Origin of the sequence: Streptomyces sp. NBC_00878, from assembly GCF_026341515.1 — a bacterium.
GTDB lineage: Bacteria > Actinomycetota > Actinomycetes > Streptomycetales > Streptomycetaceae > Streptomyces.
Map to the genome: position 1 here is coordinate 212,278 of NZ_JAPEOK010000002.1, position 17,622 is coordinate 229,899.

Consider the following 17,622-nt stretch of genomic DNA (forward strand, 5'->3'; position numbering starts at 1 on the left):
GTTCGCGGCGGGCGGTCGAACCATGGGTTCCAGCCTCCCGCGCACGGCGTCTTAAGCAAACCCTGAAGAGCGGATTGACGGCCCGACAGCCCGCGCCCATCGTGTGTCCGTCATGGATTTCACCAACGAGTTCCGAGTGAACCTGCCGCCCGACCAGGCCTGGTCGCTGCTGACCGACGTGGAGCGGATCGCTCCCTGTATGCCCGGCGCCCAGCTCACCGGCGTGGACGGCGACACCTACAACGGCGTCGTCAAGGTCAAGGTCGGCCCCATGACCGTCCAGTACAAGGGCGTCGTCTCCTTCGAGGAGAAGGACGACGAAGCGCGTACGGCGGTACTCCACGCGCGCGGCCGTGACACCCGCGGCCAGGGAAACGCCGACGCCCTTGTCACCGCCCGACTCGTCCAGGACGGCGACGGAACGCGGGTGACGGTGGACACGCACCTCACCATCACGGGCCGGATCGCCCAGTTCGGCAGAGGCGTGATCGAGGAGGTCAGCGGGAAATTGCTGACCCAGTTCGTCGACAACCTGGAGGGACAACTCGCGACGGAGCGGCGACAGGAGCAGGGGCAGGAGCAGGAGCAGGAGCAGGAGCAGGGGCAGGGGCAGGACCAGGCGAAGGAATCGGTCGCGCCGACGGCGGAAGCCGTGACCGGATCGAGTGCGACGGCGGAAACCGCTGCCGCCGGAGGGGGCACGGCGGAATCCGCTCCCGCCGGAGGGACCACGGAGGCGAGCACCCCTGCCGCCGAGGCCGCGAGGAAGACCGCTCCGGCCACCCCCGCCCCTACCCCTACCCCCATCCTCGCCCCCGCCTCGAACGGCGTCCGCCCCGCGGCGGTGCCCGCCGCCTCCCGCACACCGGCCGCTGCCGCACCGCAGCCGCTGGACCTGATGAGCGTCGCGCGCGGCGCCGTGCTCAAGCGCGCTCTTCCGGCGGTGATCGTTCTCGCCGTGGTCGTGGTCATTCTCGTCGTCTGGCTCACGCGATGATGGGGGCATGACCGAAATCCGTACCCCCCGTCTCCTGCTGCGCCGCTGGCAGGACGACGACCTCGTACCCCTCTCCGAGATCCACGCCGACCCGACGGTGATGCAATGGATCGGCGACGGTACGCCCCGCTCCCTGGAACAGACCGCCGAGGACATCGAGGCGTGGGAGGAGGAGTGGGACGAGGAGGGCTTCGGGATCTTCGCCGTCGAACTCCTCGGATCGGGCGAACTGGCGGGGGCGGTCGGCCTGTACGTTCCTGATTCCCCGGCCGTGGTCGCGGGGCAGGTGGCGATCGCCTGGCGGCTCGCGCGGGTCTTCTGGGGGCAGGGCTATGCCTCTGAGGCGGCCCACGCCACACTTGAATTCGCCCTGCAGGACCGTGGCATCGACCGGATCGTGGCCGTGTGCCGCACGGCCGACACCGGGTCGTTGAACGTGCTGGACAAGCTCGGTATGCACGCGGAAGGCGGGGCACAGGACCTGGTTCACGGAAACGACGTGCAGGTGTACGGGATCGACCTGACGGAGTTCGAGGGCTGACGAACTCGTCGGCGGTGGGCCGCAGGACCGGGCGGCCGACTTCTCGTCGTACACGCTGATCTTTCGTCTGGAACCCATGGGTCCGGGCCGGTCACGGTTGACCGCCGAGACCCGGGCCAGGTTCCCCGGCCCGGCCGGCGGCCTCTACCGGTGGCTCGTCCTCGGGACCGGCGGGCACGCGGTGGGCGTGCGGCGGCTGCTCTCGGCAGTTCGCCACCGGGCCGAGTCCTGAGGCCTGTCGGCTACGGGCGCGGACCGGACCGGCGGTCACGGGCTCAGGTTCAGCGATCCTCGCCGCGTCGAGCTCGGCGGCGCTCGCCGCGCCGGGGGCGGGCAGGTGTGTGCCGAAGGCGAGTGCGGCTGCCGCCGCGGAGACGGTGAGGAAACGGCGGCGCGCGACGTGGCGCGCGGCGGCCCGCAGTTCCGGGGAGTGCCGCGACGACGGTCTCTGGCGGCCTGGGGGCATACGGCTGTCCCCTCACGGCGATGACACGGGGCGGCCCGGCAACGGGCGCTGCCGGGGCTCGTGAATGCTGGACAAACGAAGATCACGAACCCGGCGGGCGCGACCGGAAGGGCAAGGTCCGGGACCCGTGGCTGGGAACAAGGCCGAGGAATGGCCGGAGTTCGACCTGGCTGCTTCCGGCGGGCGTACATACGATGCGACCGCTCCGGTCTTCACAGCTCCTTCACAAGGCCGGGCTCGTACGGGCGTGACTTTGGCATGCGCATGACCATGTGCATGCGTCGCCATGCTCGATGTCTGGTCCAACGCACCTGGTCCGTGACGGCTCGTCGCGCACGCGGCGACCGCACCCCCCATTTCACGGCGGGGCACGTTCGCCCGCCGTAGGAACACCGACGCAACGGATTGGAGCACCATGGCTGGTGCAATGCTGTTGAGCGGCGCGGTCGCCGCTCTGTTCGCCACCGCACTCCCCGCGCAGGACCCGTCCACCGGGATCGTCGACCCGCCCCCGGACAAGATCGTCATCAAGGTCGCCACGGTGAACGGCTCCGGCTGTCCCCAGGGCACCGCCGCCGTCGCCGTGTCCCCGGACAACACCGCGTTCACGGTGACCTACAGCGACTACCTCGCCCAGGTGGGCGGCAACTCCGACCCCACCGCGTTCCGCAAGAACTGCCAGCTCAACCTGACCGTCGCCGTGCCGGGGGGCTTCACATACGCCATCGCCAGCACGGACTACCGCGGCTTCGCCTCGCTCAAGGCGGGTGCGAGCAGCACCGAGAAGGCCTCGTACTACTTCCAGGGTTCGCCGAACACGGCCTCCATCACGCACCCCTTCAGGGGCCCCTACGACGACAACTGGCAGGCCACGGACACAACGGAGTGGGCGCAGCTGGTCTGGGCGCCCTGCGGTGTGCAGCGGAACTTCAACATCAACACCGAACTCCGCGTGAGCGCGGGCACATCCACTCCCGGCAGCACCAGCTTCATGACCATGGACTCGACCGACGGTGACATCAGCACCATCTACCACCTGGCCTGGAAGGAGTGCCCCAGCTCCTGACCCGATCGCCCTGGCCGGCTCCATCGCACCGGAGCCGGTCAGGGTGCGGCATGTGCGGGCATGACCTTGCCGATGGGGGACACATGGCGGGGATACATCGGCTGGTCCGATGAAAACATGGCCCCGAACGAGGGGCGTGTGCTCCCTCGATCCGGTGCCCTGGCCGCTGAGGGCGTACCACCGGCGCACGAGCCCCGTTGCACGGACATGGACAGCACATTCGCCACAACGGGGCCCTTCCTGGGCCGCGAGGGCCAGTACCGGCGGTCCGTCGAACGCGCCGACGCCCACTGGACGGACCCGCCGATCTACGCCGCGCTGGTCGCCGACTGGCAGGCCCGCGGCCGCGTGGTACCTCGGTGGCACGAGGCGCGGCGGCCCAACCCGACCGCCGTACTCAGTTGAGGAGACCGCGATCCGGCCCGGGGCGCGCCGTGCGGCCGACGGGGCGCGCTTGTTCTCCGTTCACCAGGGCGGAGAGCATCTCCGTGGCCTGATGGAGCGCCACTTCCAGGGCGGTCGGGAGATGCAGGGTGCCGTGGCCATCGGGCGGAACCAGCCAGCGCAGGGTGCCGGTGGTCCGGCGCGGCGAGGGCACCGCGATCCAGGAACCCTTCCCGGAGTAGCGGATGTCCTGCCCCACCCAGCGGCTCCCCGGGTCCGGGGGCAGGAAGAATCCGATCCGGTGGGCGCCGAAATCGGCGAGCGTGGGCCCGGGCATCGGCAGCGGGAGGCGCAACAGAGCGTCCAGGGCGAACAGGCCGATCTCTTCGGGCACGCTGAGGACGTCCCAGAACCGTCCCGACGGGAGCAGTACGGCGCCACTCGCTCCGTGTTCCCATTCGCGCTTGCAGGCCCGGGGGTCCACCGCGGCTGCCGCCAGCCACTCCACGGCTTGATGGTGGGGAGCGCTTCTCATGTGTCTCCTCTTCGAACCGGTAGCCCGTGTGAGCGGACGTGATACCCCCTCTGCGGGCGCGGCTCCGTGTTTCCCGAGGAGATGCCCAGGGTCATATTCATAGATATATCTATCCAGTGGAAGGGGTGGCGCGCCGTGGCGTTTGTCCATAGAACAATCTGCCGACGCGGGATCCTTCGACGCTTCCGGCTTCCTCGCTTACGACTTCGTCGCTTCCGGCCTTTCCGCAGAGACCCGCTGACGCCGTTGGTGAGAACCGCGCGGAGTCTGAACTACGGCGCCGGAGAATTCCTTGTCCCGGCTGCCGATCCGTATGAGGAGGACGGCTGATGGCCGGCCGGCGGGTCGTCATGGTCTGCGACCCCTTACGGCCGTCCGCGGGGGCGGCGTGCCTCTTGACTTCACAAGACCCCCGCGCCAGATTCCTGACTCCGTATCAGAACCGGGACGCCACAGGTCAGTTGACTCCCGGGGGACACAGCGCGACCTCACCTTCCATCGCCCTGTTGGAGTGCTGCCATGTCGACCAGCGCGGATCCTGCGAGACGTACCGAATCCCCCTCCGCGCCCGGCACCGGCACCGGCACCGGTCCCGGTCCCGGTCCCGGTCCCGGTCCTGGTCCTGGTCCTGGCCCGTCGCGGCGCCGGGTGCTCGGTGCCGCGACGGTCGGTGGGCTCGCGCTCGCGGCCGGCCTCCCCGGTGTCGGTCACGCGGCCGAACCGCCCCTGCTCGGTACGTACGACGTCGTCGTGATCGGATCCGGAGCGGCGGGGATGACCGCCGCGCTGACGGCCGCGAAACAGGGACTGAGCTGCGTGGTCGTGGAGAAGGCGGCCACCTTCGGCGGTTCGGCGGCGCGCTCCGGTGCGGGAATCTGGATCCCGAACAATCCGGTGATCCTCGCCGCCGGTGTCCCCGACACTCCGGCGAAGGCCGCCGCCTATCTGGCCGCGGTGGTCGGCCCGGACGTCTCCGCGGAACGCCGGCAGGCCTTCCTCGGGCAGGGTCCCGCCATGATCTCGTTCGTACTGGCCAACAGCCCGCTGCGCTTCCGCTGGATGGAGGGGTACAGCGACTACTACCCCGAGCTGCCCGGCGGACTGCCCGGCGGCCGTTCCATCGAACCCGCCCAGCTCGACGGGAACATCCTCGGCGCCGAACTCGCCCGGCTGAACCCGCCGTACCTGACCGTCCCCAGCGGCATGGTCGTCTTCAGCGCCGACTACAAGTGGCTCGCGCTCTCCGCGGTCAGCGTGAAGGGCGCCGCCGTCGCCACCGAATGCCTGGCCCGCGGCACCAGGGCGGCGCTCCTCGGCCAGAAACCCCTCACCATGGGGCAGTCACTGGCGGCCGGCCTGCGCGCGGGACTGCTCACGGCCCAGGTGCCGGTCTGGCTGAACACCCCGCTCACCGATCTGTACACGGAGAACGGTGCTACCGCGGGCGCGGTCGTCACGAAGGACGGAATCCCGGGGCTGATCCGGGCCCGGCACGGTGTGATCGTCGGTTCCGGCGGCTTCGAGCACAACGCGGCCATGCGGGCGCAGTACCAGCAACAGCCCATCGGTACCGAGTGGACCGTCGGGGCCAGGGAGAACACCGGTGACGGGATCCAGGCCGGCCGACGGGCCGGCGCCGCGCTCGACCTGATGGACGACGCCTGGTGGGGCCCGGCGATCCCGCTGCCCGGCCAGCCCTACTTCTGCCTCGCCGAACGCACCCTGCCCGGCGGGCTCCTCGTCAACGCGGCCGGAGCCCGTTTCGTCAACGAGGCGGCCCCCTACAGCGATGTCGTGCACACCATGTACGAACGCAACGAGACCGACCCGGACATCCCGGCCTGGCTGATCGTCGACCAGAACTACCGCAACCGCTACCTGTTCAGGGACATCGCACCGACGTTCACACTTCCCGACTCCTGGTACGCGTCCGGCGCCGCCCACAAGGCCTGGACCCTCGACGCCCTCGCCGCCGGGATCGGCGTGCCCGCCGCTGCCCTGCGGGCCACTGTCAACCGCTTCAACGGCCTTGCCCGCAGCGGCACGGACACGGACTTCCACCGCGGCGACAGCGTCTACGACCACTACTACACCGACCCCGCGATCCTCCCCAACTCCTGCCTGGCACCTCTGTGGTTGGCCCCCTTCTACGCCTTCAAGATCGTCCCGGGTGACCTGGGCACCAAGGGCGGTCTGCGTACGGACGCCCGGGCACGCGTGCTCCGCCCGGACGGATCCGTCATCCCCGGCCTGTACGCCGCCGGAAACGCCAGCGCGGCGGTCATGGGCCACAGCTACGCGGGCGCGGGCTCGACGATCGGGCCGGCGATGACCTTCGGCTACATCGCGGCACTGGACATCGCGGCAGCGGCCCGGGCCTGAAAACGCGATGCAGGGGTCCGTCGCGTCACGCGCAGATGTCCTCGGGCGGCCGGAACGAGCGGTCGTCCGCCGACTCCTCGTCCACCTGGGCGCGCACGGTCTCCAACTGCCGCAACAGCGAGGCGAGATGCTTCTCCGCGGGGTCCCGGAAGAACTCCAGGACCGCGCGGTGGAACGCGTCCCGGAGCTCGGGCGGCATCACGTCCGAGGCGTCGAAGCAGAGGGTACGGGCGCGCGAGTTGAGCAGGCCGTCGATCTCCTGCTCGATCGGGTTCGCGGGCTCCGTGGGCGGCAGGCCGGTGGTGTTCGGGAACAGCGGGCGCACCGCCGGGTCCGCCTCCGCCTGCCAGCGCTCCCGCCCGGCCGGACTCGACAGCCGCTCCACCAGTTCCTGGGCCGCCGGGTCGTCGCTGAAGACGGCGGCCATGTCGCCCGCGACCTCGTACGCGTCGCGGTATTTGGCCGACCCGCCCAGGAACCGCGCCGACGGCTCCACCCGGACGTCGTCGCCCGCGTACACGTACCGGATGAAGGCACTCTGGTGCTCGTGCGTGCATGTGAAGCCGGGGGAGGCCAGCAGCCCGAGGGGTTCGTCGGGCCCGGGCGTGCCCTCGTACGACGTGGTCAGGGATCGCTCGATCGACTCCGGTGAGCGATCACCGAGCAGCCCCGCCCAGGTCGTCCAGGCCCGTCGCACGGTCGGATCGAGCCAGCTGAGCCGGCTGGTGGCCCACTCCTCGTAGACGTCCGGGCCCGCCTGGTGGAGCAGGATGTCCTCGATCCAGTCGGTGCCTGGCCAGCCCGAGGTGGCCTGCGAGGCGAGCCCGACGCACCAGGACGGATCGTCGCTGGACGTGCCCTCCTTGCTCCACACCAGGCTCTTCAGGTCGACCTTCAGCGGCACCCAGTACGTGCGGCGCTTGTTGTCCACGAGGAGCGTCGGTGCCCACGGCGCGTACGCGCGCTCGGCGGCCTCCTCGACGAGGGGCCTCAGCTTGTCGCGGCGCGCGTACTCGGTGAGTTCGCCGATGCTGTTGAGGATCGCCACGTCCGGTGGGGCGTCCGCCTCCAGCTGCGAGACGAGCGTCTCGCGCAGGGAGCGGGTGCCCTCGTACGTGTACGTCCTGCCGGTCCCGTCGTCGAGCCGGTTCAGGGCCGCTTCGAAGGCCTTGCCCTCCTTGCCGGTCCACGGGCCCAGCACCACGAGCGGGTCGGGTGTGTCCGACGTACAGCCGGGGACGAGGGTGAGCAGACAGACCGCGAGGAGGGTACGCAGGCCACAGCTGACGCCAGACATGGCACGGCTGTTGCCACGGCTCATGAGATACGAGAGGACACGGCTCATGAGACGGCTCCCGGGCGGGCGACCACGAGGTACTCGCGGCGGTACGCGTGCAGGACACCACCGGCGAGGGCGGCGCTGACCAGACCCGCGGGGAACACGAAGGGCGCGGCCCCGTCCAGAAAGGCGAGCCGCCCGCTGGACAGCCCGTCGTCGATCCGCGCCTCCAGCACCTCTATGGCCTGCGGATCAGGGCCGTCGAACGGGCGCTCCTCCGCGATCGTCTCCGTCTGCGGCGAGGTCTGTTGCGCGAGCGCGTCCGCCACGGGCACGGCCTCCTTCTGCGCGTGCCACGCGAGCAGCGCGTCGGTCGTCAGGAGCGGTACCGCGAGCAGCGGCAGGGCGGCGGCCGCCAGCGGGATACTGAGCCGGATCCGGAAGCGGCGGCGCAGGAAGAACACCGTGCGCCAGAGCCCGGCGGCGAGCAGCACGACGCCGAGCCCGGCGACCACGGCGGCGCCGAGCACCGCCCCGCCCCAGGCGGCCCGGTCCGCGAGGCGTTCGCGCAGCTGCCGCTCAAGGCCGGACACCCGGTCGACGATGGAGGTGGCGGCGGAGCCGACCGTGGGGCTGCACGGCGGATAGCGGTCCTGACGGTGCGCGGCGGCGACCGGCGTCGAACAGAGCATGCTGCGCGCGTAGGTGAGCTCGGCGTCCCGGAGAACGGAGTCCGCCGCATGCCCCTGCGCCCGGCCGATCCAGCCCGTGTAGTCCACCACCAACGCGGACACCACGCGCAGTTCCTGCTCCTCGGCCACGGTCAGCGCACCGCTGCGCGTGACCTGGTTCAGACTCTGTGTCGCCCGCGCCACCCTCGTCCGGTACCGCTCGCTGAGCCCGCTCAGCTCGCCGGTCCGCCCTTCGGCGAGGTTCTCCTCGGCCTCGCCCTGCGCGATGAACAGCGAGGCCTTGGCGTTCGCGAGACCGACCAGCGCGGGCGCCAGCCGGTCCCGCACGTACGCCGAGTCGTCCCGTACATCCGTGTACGCCCACCCGAGCGCCCCGAACGCCACCACGGCGAGCAGCGGCAGCGCCACGAGCCGCTCCCGCAGGTACGCGCGGTTGCGTCGGCCTGTCGCCGACGGCCACACATAGAGCCAGACCCGGCGGCCGAGTTCGGCGGCGACGAGACGTGCCGCCCGCGCGGCGCGCGGGACGCGTGCGGGCCGCGGGGCATCGCCCTCCGCGGGCCGCGGACGCGCGGCTCCCTTCACTCGCAGACCCCGCGGGAGTTCTTCCCCGGTGCCGGTGCCGGTGCCGGTGCCGGTGCCGGTGCCGGTGCTGTTGGTGTCGGTGTTGCTGTTGCTGGGGGTGTCGGTGTCGGCGTACGGGCGATTGTCCGGAGCCAGGTGGTGACTCTCTTTCCGAGCCATGGGCTGTCCCTGTGGTGTCGGAAGGCGAGCGGGCGAACCTCGTAGGCACGGTCCAACAGGGTCTCGGCGACGGCCGCGTCCTCCGGTGCGGCGGAACGGGCGGCCTGGTGGGCGAGGGTGAGGTAGAGGCGGGAGAGGTCCTTGCGCAGACCGGGTCCGTCGGACGGGAGACCGAGCCGTTCGTCGGCGCCCGCGGCCAGCGCGGCCAGGCCCGCCGAGTCGACGGCACCCCGCGCGAGCGCGCCCTGCACGGTCTCCCACACCTCCGCCGTCATACGGACCCGGGCCTGTTCGTCCGTCAGCCCGTGTGCGTGGAAGAGCCGGGCCAGCCGCTCCAGCACCTCGCGGAGCCGCTCGGTCACCTCGTCGGGGCGCTCGGCGGTCCGTACATGCTCGACGCCGACGCGAACGGCGGCCGTACGCGCGGCAGTTCGGTGCCGCGAATGCTGCGGTACCGCGTCCAGGGCGCGCACGGCGTCGTCCCACGCCCGCTCACCGCCCAGCGCCAGACGTGCCCGTACCGCGCCGAACGCCGCACTGCCCAGCGACGGGTTGCGCAGCCGCACCGCCTCGTAGAACGTCAGCGCCTCCTGCCACCGGCCGAGTCGCTCGGCGCAGTAGCCGAGGGCCAGCTTCGGCGCGTACTCGCCGGGGATCGCCGCGAACACCTCGTCGAAGTGACTCCGGGCGGCGGCCACTTGATCCCGGCCGAGCGTGAGCAGCCCGCGGTGCCAGCCGAGCCGCCAGTCGTGGGCAGCGCGCTCGGCCCCGATCAGCGCCTCGGCGGAACGCAGTTCACGCTCGGCGGCCTCGGTCCCGCCCCCGGCACCGCGCAGCCGCAGCCGGCAGCGCAGCAGATGCACCTCCGGCGAGTCGCGCCAGTCCGCGGTGTGCTGGAGCAGCGCCTCAGGGGCGGCGTCGGCCAGCCTGCTCAGCTGCGCGTGGTGGTCGTCGTACCGGTCGGGCCGCGGTACGGGCAGCCGCTGCGCGGCTTCGGAGGGCGACGGCGGCGCGTACGGGGCGGGGGCATCCGGCGCGGCCCACCGGGCGAGGGGTGGCGCGGAACCGAGCGCCGCGTCGAGCGCGTACGACGACTGGAGGAAGAGCGGCGACGGTTCGAAGGTCTCGAGTCCGGTCCGCAGCGACCGTAACTCCCGGAAGACTCCGCGCAGTTGCTGCTCCATCTCCCGCGCGGTGGCGAACCGCTCGGCCCGCTCGCTCCGGGTCGCGCGGTGCAGCACACGGGCGAGGGACACCAGGCCGAGCCCCACGGGAGGGGGCGCCGTCATCGGGCGGCCCTCCGGAGTCTCGGGCTCGCTGCCCGGTGTGCCGCCGGGTGTGCCGGCCGATGCGCCGCTCGATGTGCCGCGCCCGCTGATCAGGTCCAGGTGGCCGAGCTCCGCCAGATCGTCCGGCGATCCGCCCAGTCCGCTCAGCCGCCGCAGGGTCTCGCCCAGGCTGAACAGGTCGTCCTGGCCGGTGGACTGACCGCTCGGGCCGACGGTCGGGGCGCGGTACCCCTCCGTGGTGTGGCCGGGCAGGCCGGCCATGCGGACACTTCCCACGTCGATGATCTTCGTGGTCGTGCCGTCGTGCATGACGTTGTCCGGTTTGAGGTCGCCGTAGACCTTGCCGGGCCGGTCGGCGTGCAGATGTCCGAGCGCGCCCAGGATCCGTACCCCGTAGGCGAGTACGAACTCGTGGAAGCGGCCGCCGCCGAATTCATCCGGGTTCACCCGCGCCCGCGCACGCACCTCCTCCAGGGTGAGCCCGTCCACGTACTGGAGGACCAGGAAGTCCCCGACCTCGGGATTGTGCCCGTAGTTGAACACGCGGATGATGTCGTCGTGGGTGAGGTCGACCAGCGCCCGCCGTTCCTGCGCGAGGACTCCCGCCGAGTCCGCCGCCTGCTCGCCGCGCAGGACCTTGATCGCCACCTCGCGGTTGTCGACCTTGGTGTCGACCGCGAGATACACCTCGCCCATACCGCCGTAGCCGAGCGGGCGGATCATCCGGTACTGCCCCGCGAGCATGTGCGGTGGCGGCAGCGGAAGTCCGTCCGGGTCACTCCCACGGGAAGCGGCGCGCTCCAGCAGCGTGATCGAGGGCAGCAGGACGGGGTCGGGACTCTCCTCGGGCAACTCGACGCGCGCGGCCCGCAGGATCACCGGTTGCTGTGGCGCGATGAAGAACGGCTCGCTGGATTCCGGCAGTTCACCGGTCGCCCCTGTGCCCGCAGCCCCGTCTCTGCCCACAGCCCCGTCCATGCGTCCTCAGAATAGACGCGGGCGCCCTGAATGGCTGCGGGCCGAGGCGAAGATGATGTGTCGAAGTCACCGGACGAGGAAACCTACGGTCTCCGGTCAGCTGTCCCCGGCCTTCGCGTAGTCCTGTGCCATGCCTCCGGCGAAGTCGTGCACCACGGCGGGTTCGTCTCCCACGACCCAGGCGTCGTGGCCGGGCGGGACGACGAAGACGTCGCCGGGACCGACCTCGCTCTCGGCGCCGTCGTCCATACGGATCCGCATACGGCCCTCGATGACGTAACCGTTGTGATGCACCTGGCAGCTGTCGGTGCCCGCGATCGGTGCCACGGACTCGGACCAGCGCCAGCCCGGTTCGAACGTCGCCACGGCGAAGTCGAGCCCGGTGAGATGGACGGCTTCGAGGTGACCGCGAGGGAAATCGCGCCGCTCGTCCGGCTTGTCGACCGCCTTGACCTCGATCATGACGGCTCCTTCCCGGCTGGGCTTGCCCAGCACTGTCGGCGTCCGGTCGTCGGCCCGCGACGTCCACGGCCGACGGCGGCCGAACCTCCCCTCCATCGTCTGCCCGCTCGCCCGGCTTCGCCACCGGACACGTACCCTGCCCCCTGCCCCCTGCCCGCAGTACGTCGGGCAGGGGGGCATGGAGCAGTGCGCTGGTCAGGGTTTCACGGCCACCGCGCCGAACTGGGGGACCAGGGCGGGGCTGCCGGAGCCGGCGCGCCATCTCGCGCAGGAGACGAGGCCCGGGTCGAGGAGGTCCAGGCCTTCGAGGAAGGTGGTGATCTCCGCGCGGCTGCGGGCGGTGATCGGCGGGGTGGCGTTCTCGTTCCAGAACTTCATGGCCGGGATGTTGCCCTCGCCGCCGAGATCGGCGTCGGTGGTGGGATGGGTCAGGACCAGCCAACTGCCCGAAGGGACCGCCGCCATGACCTTGCGGACGATGTCCTGCGCCTCGCCGGTGTCGAGGACGAAGTTGAGGATGCCCAGCATCATGACCGCGACGGGCCGGTCGAGGTCGAGGGTCGCCCCGGCGCGCTGGACGATGGCGTCCGGGTCGTGGACGTCGGCGTCTATGTAGTCGGTGGCTCCCTCCCGGGTGCTGGTCAGCAGCGTCCGGGCGTGGGCGAGCACGATGGGGTCGTTGTCGACGTACACGATCCGCGACTCGGGGGCGATCCGCTGGGCGATCTCATGGGTGTTGTCCAGCGTCGGCAGCCCGGTGCCGATGTCCAGGAACTGCCGTGTCCCGAGGTCACCGGTCAGGTGCCGGACCGCGCGGCCGAGGAACTCGCGGTCGGCACGGGCCACGTCCCGGATCACCGGGAACATACCGGCGACCTGGTCACCGACCGCCTGGTCGACTTCGTAGTTGTCCTTCCCGCCGATCCAGTAGTTCCAGACCCGCGCGTTGTGCGCCACCCCGGTGTTCAGCCTCGCCGAACCGCTGGACGGGGTCTGGGCTTCACTCATGTCTTTTCCCTTCCCCGGACAACACGTCAGGCGTCCTGGGTGTGTGCGGCCGCCGGAGCGGCATCGGACCATTCCCGCCATTGTGCCGCTCCTTGATCACGGAGTCCCGGGATTCGGCTCGCTCATCCGTACGGGCATGGGGCGGTCTACGGCCAGTTGATGGGGGCGCCGTCCTTGTGGTCCCCGAGCCAGATGACGCGTTCCGGTTCGTCGATGAAGCCGATGTCCGCGCAGGAGCCTTCCGGTTCCTTGCCGGCCGTCTGGAAGTGGCGTGCCTCCCAGCCGTCGAGGCCGTACCGGGCGAAGAGCCCGCCGATCACCTTCCGGAGCTCGGGGTGCGGGATGCAGGTGCGATCGGCGAAGTGTTCCTCGAGGTCGGCACGGAGGCGGGAGAGGCTGAGCTGTTCCAGTGTCGGCCCGAGACAGGGGTCGGCGCGGTGGCGTGCGCACTGGTCCCTGCCGCCGGGGTAGACCTTGATGGAACCCTGCAGAGAACTGTCCCTCGCGCTCGTTCCTTCCCGGCCCCGCTCAGGACTGGTACGGCTGCTGCTGCGGCTGCCCGTACTGCTGACCGCCGTGTCCGCCGGCGCCCTGGACCTGCAGTTGCTCCGCCTGCTCCTTGGTCACCTTCTGCTCCGCACCGCAAAACGTGCACTGCGTCGTGTACTTCGTCGAGAACGGGAAGAGCGGCACGAAGAACAGCGTGAACTTCGTGACGCGCTTCCTGAGGGTGTGTGCGGCGGGATTACCGCAGTGCCCGCACACCAGCGTCAGTATCGCGAGCTGGTACAGGTATCCCTTGGTACCAAAGACGATCATGCTGTCGGTTCCTCCCGGGTCAGCGCCCGCCGACACAGCGCCGGCGAGCGACGAGGCACGCTCACGCAGGACAGTCTCCTGTACGCCGATGTGTCCGGCGGAACCTGATCACCGGACTGGGCGTCGTACTGGGCACGTCGTGCTCATGGATGTGGCGCGAGGACGGGGCCGCGGCAGCAGATGGGTGGGACGTGGGGGAGCAGGCGAACAGCCGTGTGGCGCCGGGGTCGAAGGCTGCGGGGCCGCGCCGGTGGCTGAGTCTCGTCGACCGGCAGCGATGGCGATGGCAGTGGGGCAGGGACGCGCGAGGCCGGTCTGCCTGGGCACGCGGGCGTGTTCTCGCGTCGCTCGCCGTGCTCACTGCCGGGCTGCTGGTCTTCCACTCCGCCGTACCCAATGCGGTGGGCCGCCTCGGCAGCCTGCTGGAGACGTTTCTGCCCTGGCTCGGCCTGGCCGTTCCGTTGCTGCTCGTTCTGGCGCTGCTGCGCCGCTCGGCCATCGCGCTGGTGGCCCTGCTGGTGCCCGTGGCAGTCTGGGGGACCCTCTTCGGCGGACCGCTGCTGTCCGAGGAGGACCGCGGCGCGCACGACATCCTGGCGGTCCAGCACAACGTCAGCGACGAGAACGACGACCCGGCGGGCACCGCGCGTGCGCTGATCGGGGCCGCACCGGATGTCATCGCTCTGGAGGAGCTGACGTCTCCCGCGTTGCGGGTCTACGAGTCCGCCCTGGCAGCGGACTACCCCCACCACGCGGTCGAGGGAACCGTCGGACTCTGGTCGAGGTATCCGCTGTCGGACATCCGGCCGCTGGACATCAAACCGGCGGGGATCGGCGAGGGCTGGAACCGCGGGCTGCGGTCCACGGCACGCACGCCACGGGGTGATGTCGCGGTGTACGTCGCTCACCTGCCGTCGGTCCGCATCCGCTGGAACGGCTTCAGTTCCGGTTGGCGGGACGAAAGCGCCGACCTGCTGGGCGAGGCCGTCGCCGCCGAGAAACAGAACAGGGTGATCCTGCTGGGCGACCTCAACAGCACGGTGGACGACCGCGGGCTGGCTCCGGTCACCTCACAGATGGACTCGGTGGGACGGGACTTCGCCTTCAGCTGGCCCAGGGCCCTTCCGGTGTCCCGGATCGACCAGGTCATGACCCGCTCGATGACGGTCACTCACATCCGGACTCTGCCCGCCACCGGCAGCGACCACCTTCCGATCGCCGCCGGTATCAGGTTCGAGCCCTGAAGCTGCCGCAATCGATCAGTCAGTGAGCCGGACCGGGACACGATGATCCGGCTGCCCGTCCTTGGCGAGCATCGAATGGTCTTCGGCCACCGCGCGGTAGAGGACCAGGCCGGAGACGCCCTGAGCGTCCTCGACGTCGTCGGCTGTCCACACCCGGCCGCCGTGGGTGACCGATCGGCGGGAGAACACGTCGAGCGCGTCCTCCGTGTCCTCGGCGTCCACCGCGGTGGCGACGGCGGACATGTACACGGCCTGCCCGGTGCTGATCGGCACCGTGGAGTCGAAGACCACGATGCCCACCTGGGGACGTACCGCGATGTTGCGTGAGTGGGTGGCCAGCGGCGACGAGACCCAGAAGAACTCGCGGTATTCCCGGTGAGCGAAGTACACCGGTGAACTCCACGGCGTACCCGCGTGGTCGGCCGTGGCCAGCACCATGTACCGGTTCGTTTCGATGATGTCGTGCGCGGTCCGGGCCGGTGACGCGTTGCCTGTCATCTCAAGGGCTCCTGTGGTGGGTTGAGAGCGGGGTCAGCGGGATCAGTCGACGAAGTCGGTGACGAGGGCGGCGAATTCGTCGGGCGTGGCCAGGCGGACACCGAGCGAGTCGGCCTTGGCACGCTTGGATCCGGCGCCCTCTCCGGCGACGACCAGAGTGGTCTTCTTGGAGACGCTGGAGGAGGAGCGGCCGCCGGCACGCTCGATGAGTTCGTTCATCTGGTTGCGGCTGAGCTTCTCCAGTGGCCCGGTCATCGCGCCCGTGACGACCACCGTCATCCCCGCGAGCGGCCCGGCTGCCTCGCTCGCGCCGCCCTCCTCGCCCTTGTCGTCGACGGCCCCTTCGCCGCCGTCCTCGTTGTCCTCGCCGCTGTCGGCGGCCGGCTGGGGCGGGGTGGCGCCGGGTTCGGTCATGTTCACCCCGACCGCGGCGAGTTTGTCGATCAGCGGGGCGAGCTCGACCAGTTCGGCGACGATGGACGGGGCCTTCTCGGTGCCGATGCCCTCGACCCGCTGCATCGCTTCGGCGTCGGCGGCGCGGATGTGGTCCATGGTCGCGAAGTACCGGGCGATACGGCGGGACATGGACCGGCCGGTGCCGCGGACACCGAGCGCGCACAGCACCCGGGACAGCGGTCTTCCCTTCGCCGTGTCGAGCGCGGCGAGGAGGTTGTCGGTGCTGGTCTCGCCCATCCGCTCCAGGCCCAGCAACTGGTCCCGGGTGAGGGTGAACAGATCGGCGAGATCCGTGACCAGGCCCGCCTCGACGAACTGGACGACGCGGGTGTGGCCGAGGCCCTCGATGTCGAGCTGATCGCGGCCGGCGGCGTACGAGAGGGCGGCGACCAGGTGACAGTTGCGGCCGTTCTCACACCGCCAGCGCTGCTCGCTGGTGTCGATGCCGGCGCCACAGCGCGGGCACACGTCGGGGAAGACGATGGGCTGTTCGGCTCCGGTGCGCAGATGGCCGACGGGGGCTTCGATACGGGGGATGACGTCACCGGCGCGGTGGACCATGACATGGTCGCCCAGGCGCAGGTCACGGCGGGTGATGTCAGCCGGATTGTGCAGAGTGGCGTACGTGATGGTGGCGCCGTCGATCTCCACCGGCTCCAGCACCGCGCGCGGGGCGATGATGCCGGTGCGGCCGACATTCCACTCCACCTCCAGCAGCCGGGTGATCTTCTCCACGGCGGGCAGTTTGTAGGCGATGGCCCAGCGCGGGGCGCGCGAACCGGAACCGGCTGCCTGCTGGTCGGCGGCCAGGTCCGCCTTGATGACGATCCCGTCGATCCCGAACGGCAACTCGGCCCGCAGCGCGGCGATTTCCCGCACCCGGTCCAGTACCTGCTCGGCCGTCTCCGCGACGATGCCGGGCACGGCGGTGGTGGCGGTGGTGTTCACCCCGAGGTCGGCGGCCCGCAGCATGAGGTCGCTGTGCGCGCTCTCGCCCAGCCGCTCCGCGAGCTCCGCCTCGGTGCCGGCGAGGGGCAGCAGGCCGTAGCCGAAGAACGTCATCGGCACCGTGTACGTACGCTCCTTGGCCCGCAGAGTGCCCGCCGAGGCACCGCGCGGGTTCGCGAACGGCTGCCCGCCGTGCTCGGTCCGTACCTCGTTGGCGTGCTCGAACTGGGCGCTGGTCATCAGGATTTCGCCGCGTACCTCCACGGTCACCGGCTCGGCCAGCTCCTGCGGCAGGCCCTCGATCGTGCCGATCGCGTGCGACACGTCCTCTCCGGCCGTCCCGTCGCCGCGCGTGATCAACCGCTCCAGGCGCCCGTGCGTGTAGCGGGCCGCGATCGCCAGACCGTCCAGCTTCGGCTCGACACTGAACCGCTCCGCCTCGTGGCCGATGCGCCGGGCCAGGGACGCGGTCCAAGCGGTGAAATCCTCCGCCGAGAACACGTTGTCCAGGCTCAGCATCGACACCGTGTGCGGCACATCCCCCTCGACCGCGCCACCGGCGACCTTCCCGGTCGGAGAGTCGGGCAGCGCCTGGTCGGGATGGTCGGCCTCCCAGGCCGCGATACCGCGCACCAACCGGTCGTAGGCGTCGTCGTCCAGCACCGAGGTGCCGCCCGTGTAGTAGGCGGCCGAAGCCTTCACCGCGTCCTCGACAGCCTGCGCGTAGGCGGCGGCATCCACGATCACTGCAGCTGGTGTAGTCATGCCCGTCATCTTGCCTGCCGCCACTGACAACGCCTCTGTGCCGGCGTACGGCATGCGGCCTGCGGGGCG

16 protein-coding genes and 1 pseudogene are annotated in these 17,622 nt (G+C 70.8%); 7 read left to right on the top strand and 10 right to left on the bottom strand.

Annotated features, from left to right (window positions below; all coding sequences use genetic code 11):
- Positions 1-112: 112 nt before the first annotated feature.
- The 5 genes and pseudogenes from OHA11_RS45460 to OHA11_RS45480 all read left to right on the top strand — a co-directional run bounded on the left by OHA11_RS45460 (position 113) and on the right by OHA11_RS45480 (position 3,475).
- Positions 113-997 carry an SRPBCC family protein gene (locus OHA11_RS45460; RefSeq protein WP_266508239.1) on the top strand — a complete coding sequence of 295 codons (885 nt, stop codon included), beginning with the start codon at positions 113-115 and terminating at the stop codon, positions 995-997.
- 7 nt (positions 998-1,004) lie between these two features.
- Positions 1,005-1,538 carry a GNAT family N-acetyltransferase gene (locus OHA11_RS45465; RefSeq protein ID WP_266508241.1) on the top strand — a complete coding sequence of 178 codons (534 nt, stop codon included), beginning with the start codon at positions 1,005-1,007 and terminating at the stop codon, positions 1,536-1,538.
- A gap of 40 nt (positions 1,539-1,578) precedes the next feature.
- Positions 1,579-1,770 (top strand): annotated as a pseudogene (locus OHA11_RS45470) (hypothetical protein); the annotation flags it as partial.
- A 649-nt stretch (positions 1,771-2,419) separates the two neighbouring features.
- Positions 2,420-3,070, top strand: coding sequence for a DUF4360 domain-containing protein (locus OHA11_RS45475; protein ID WP_266508242.1), 651 nt, complete (start codon positions 2,420-2,422; stop codon positions 3,068-3,070).
- A gap of 207 nt (positions 3,071-3,277) precedes the next feature.
- Entirely contained in the window at positions 3,278-3,475 is a 198-nt protein-coding gene (locus tag OHA11_RS45480; protein ID WP_266508243.1) for a hypothetical protein, read from the top strand.
- On the opposite strand, the gene OHA11_RS45485 is transcribed toward OHA11_RS45480, so the two are convergent.
- Positions 3,468-3,989 carry a hypothetical protein gene (locus OHA11_RS45485; RefSeq protein WP_266508244.1) on the bottom strand — a complete coding sequence of 174 codons (522 nt, stop codon included), beginning with the start codon at positions 3,987-3,989 and terminating at the stop codon, positions 3,468-3,470. The genes OHA11_RS45480 and OHA11_RS45485 overlap by 8 nt on opposite strands.
- Before the next feature lie 519 nt (positions 3,990-4,508).
- Between OHA11_RS45485 and kstD the strand changes: the two genes are divergently transcribed.
- A complete protein-coding gene (kstD, locus tag OHA11_RS45490; RefSeq protein ID WP_266508245.1) occupies positions 4,509-6,371 on the top strand; it encodes a 3-oxosteroid 1-dehydrogenase in 1,863 nt (620 codons plus the stop codon).
- Between the two features lie 25 nt (positions 6,372-6,396).
- Here the strand turns inward: kstD and OHA11_RS45495 are convergent, their stop codons facing one another.
- The 7 genes from OHA11_RS45495 to OHA11_RS45525 all read right to left on the bottom strand — a co-directional run bounded on the left by OHA11_RS45495 (position 6,397) and on the right by OHA11_RS45525 (position 13,642).
- Entirely contained in the window at positions 6,397-7,716 is a 1,320-nt protein-coding gene (locus tag OHA11_RS45495) for an extracellular solute-binding protein (RefSeq protein ID WP_266508246.1), read from the bottom strand.
- Entirely contained in the window at positions 7,713-8,927 is a 1,215-nt protein-coding gene (locus OHA11_RS45500) for a hypothetical protein (protein ID WP_266508645.1), read from the bottom strand. The genes OHA11_RS45495 and OHA11_RS45500 overlap by 4 nt, the downstream gene beginning before the upstream one ends.
- Positions 8,924-11,353 carry a serine/threonine protein kinase gene (locus OHA11_RS45505; RefSeq protein WP_266508247.1) on the bottom strand — a complete coding sequence of 810 codons (2,430 nt, stop codon included), beginning with the start codon at positions 11,351-11,353 and terminating at the stop codon, positions 8,924-8,926. The genes OHA11_RS45500 and OHA11_RS45505 overlap by 4 nt, the downstream gene beginning before the upstream one ends.
- 96 nt (positions 11,354-11,449) lie before the next feature.
- Positions 11,450-11,815 carry a cupin domain-containing protein gene (locus OHA11_RS45510; RefSeq protein ID WP_266508248.1) on the bottom strand — a complete coding sequence of 122 codons (366 nt, stop codon included), beginning with the start codon at positions 11,813-11,815 and terminating at the stop codon, positions 11,450-11,452.
- Positions 11,816-12,010: 195 nt separating this feature from the next.
- On the bottom strand, positions 12,011-12,823 hold the full coding sequence (locus OHA11_RS45515; RefSeq protein ID WP_266508249.1) for an SAM-dependent methyltransferase: 813 nt from the start codon (positions 12,821-12,823) through the stop codon (positions 12,011-12,013).
- Between the two features lie 146 nt (positions 12,824-12,969).
- Positions 12,970-13,143: a hypothetical protein gene (locus OHA11_RS45520; RefSeq protein ID WP_266508250.1), complete on the bottom strand. Its 174-nt coding sequence runs from the start codon at positions 13,141-13,143 to the stop codon at positions 12,970-12,972.
- A gap of 208 nt (positions 13,144-13,351) precedes the next feature.
- Entirely contained in the window at positions 13,352-13,642 is a 291-nt protein-coding gene (locus OHA11_RS45525) for a zinc-ribbon domain-containing protein (protein ID WP_266508251.1), read from the bottom strand.
- A gap of 353 nt (positions 13,643-13,995) precedes the next feature.
- Here OHA11_RS45525 and OHA11_RS45530 point away from each other — a divergent pair, with 353 nt between their 5' ends.
- Positions 13,996-14,886, top strand: a complete 891-nt coding sequence (locus OHA11_RS45530; RefSeq protein ID WP_323186795.1) for an endonuclease/exonuclease/phosphatase family protein — start codon at positions 13,996-13,998, stop codon at positions 14,884-14,886.
- Between the two features lie 15 nt (positions 14,887-14,901).
- Here OHA11_RS45530 and OHA11_RS45535 read toward each other — a convergent pair whose 3' ends face one another.
- The gene (locus OHA11_RS45535) at positions 14,902-15,384 is read right to left on the bottom strand and encodes a pyridoxamine 5'-phosphate oxidase family protein (protein WP_266508253.1); all 483 of its coding nucleotides are present in this window, start codon (positions 15,382-15,384) and stop codon (positions 14,902-14,904) included.
- Positions 15,385-15,426: 42 nt separating this feature from the next.
- On the bottom strand, positions 15,427-17,553 hold the full coding sequence (gene ligA / locus OHA11_RS45540) for an NAD-dependent DNA ligase LigA (protein WP_266508254.1): 2,127 nt from the start codon (positions 17,551-17,553) through the stop codon (positions 15,427-15,429).
- Between the last annotated feature and the right edge of the window lie 69 nt (positions 17,554-17,622).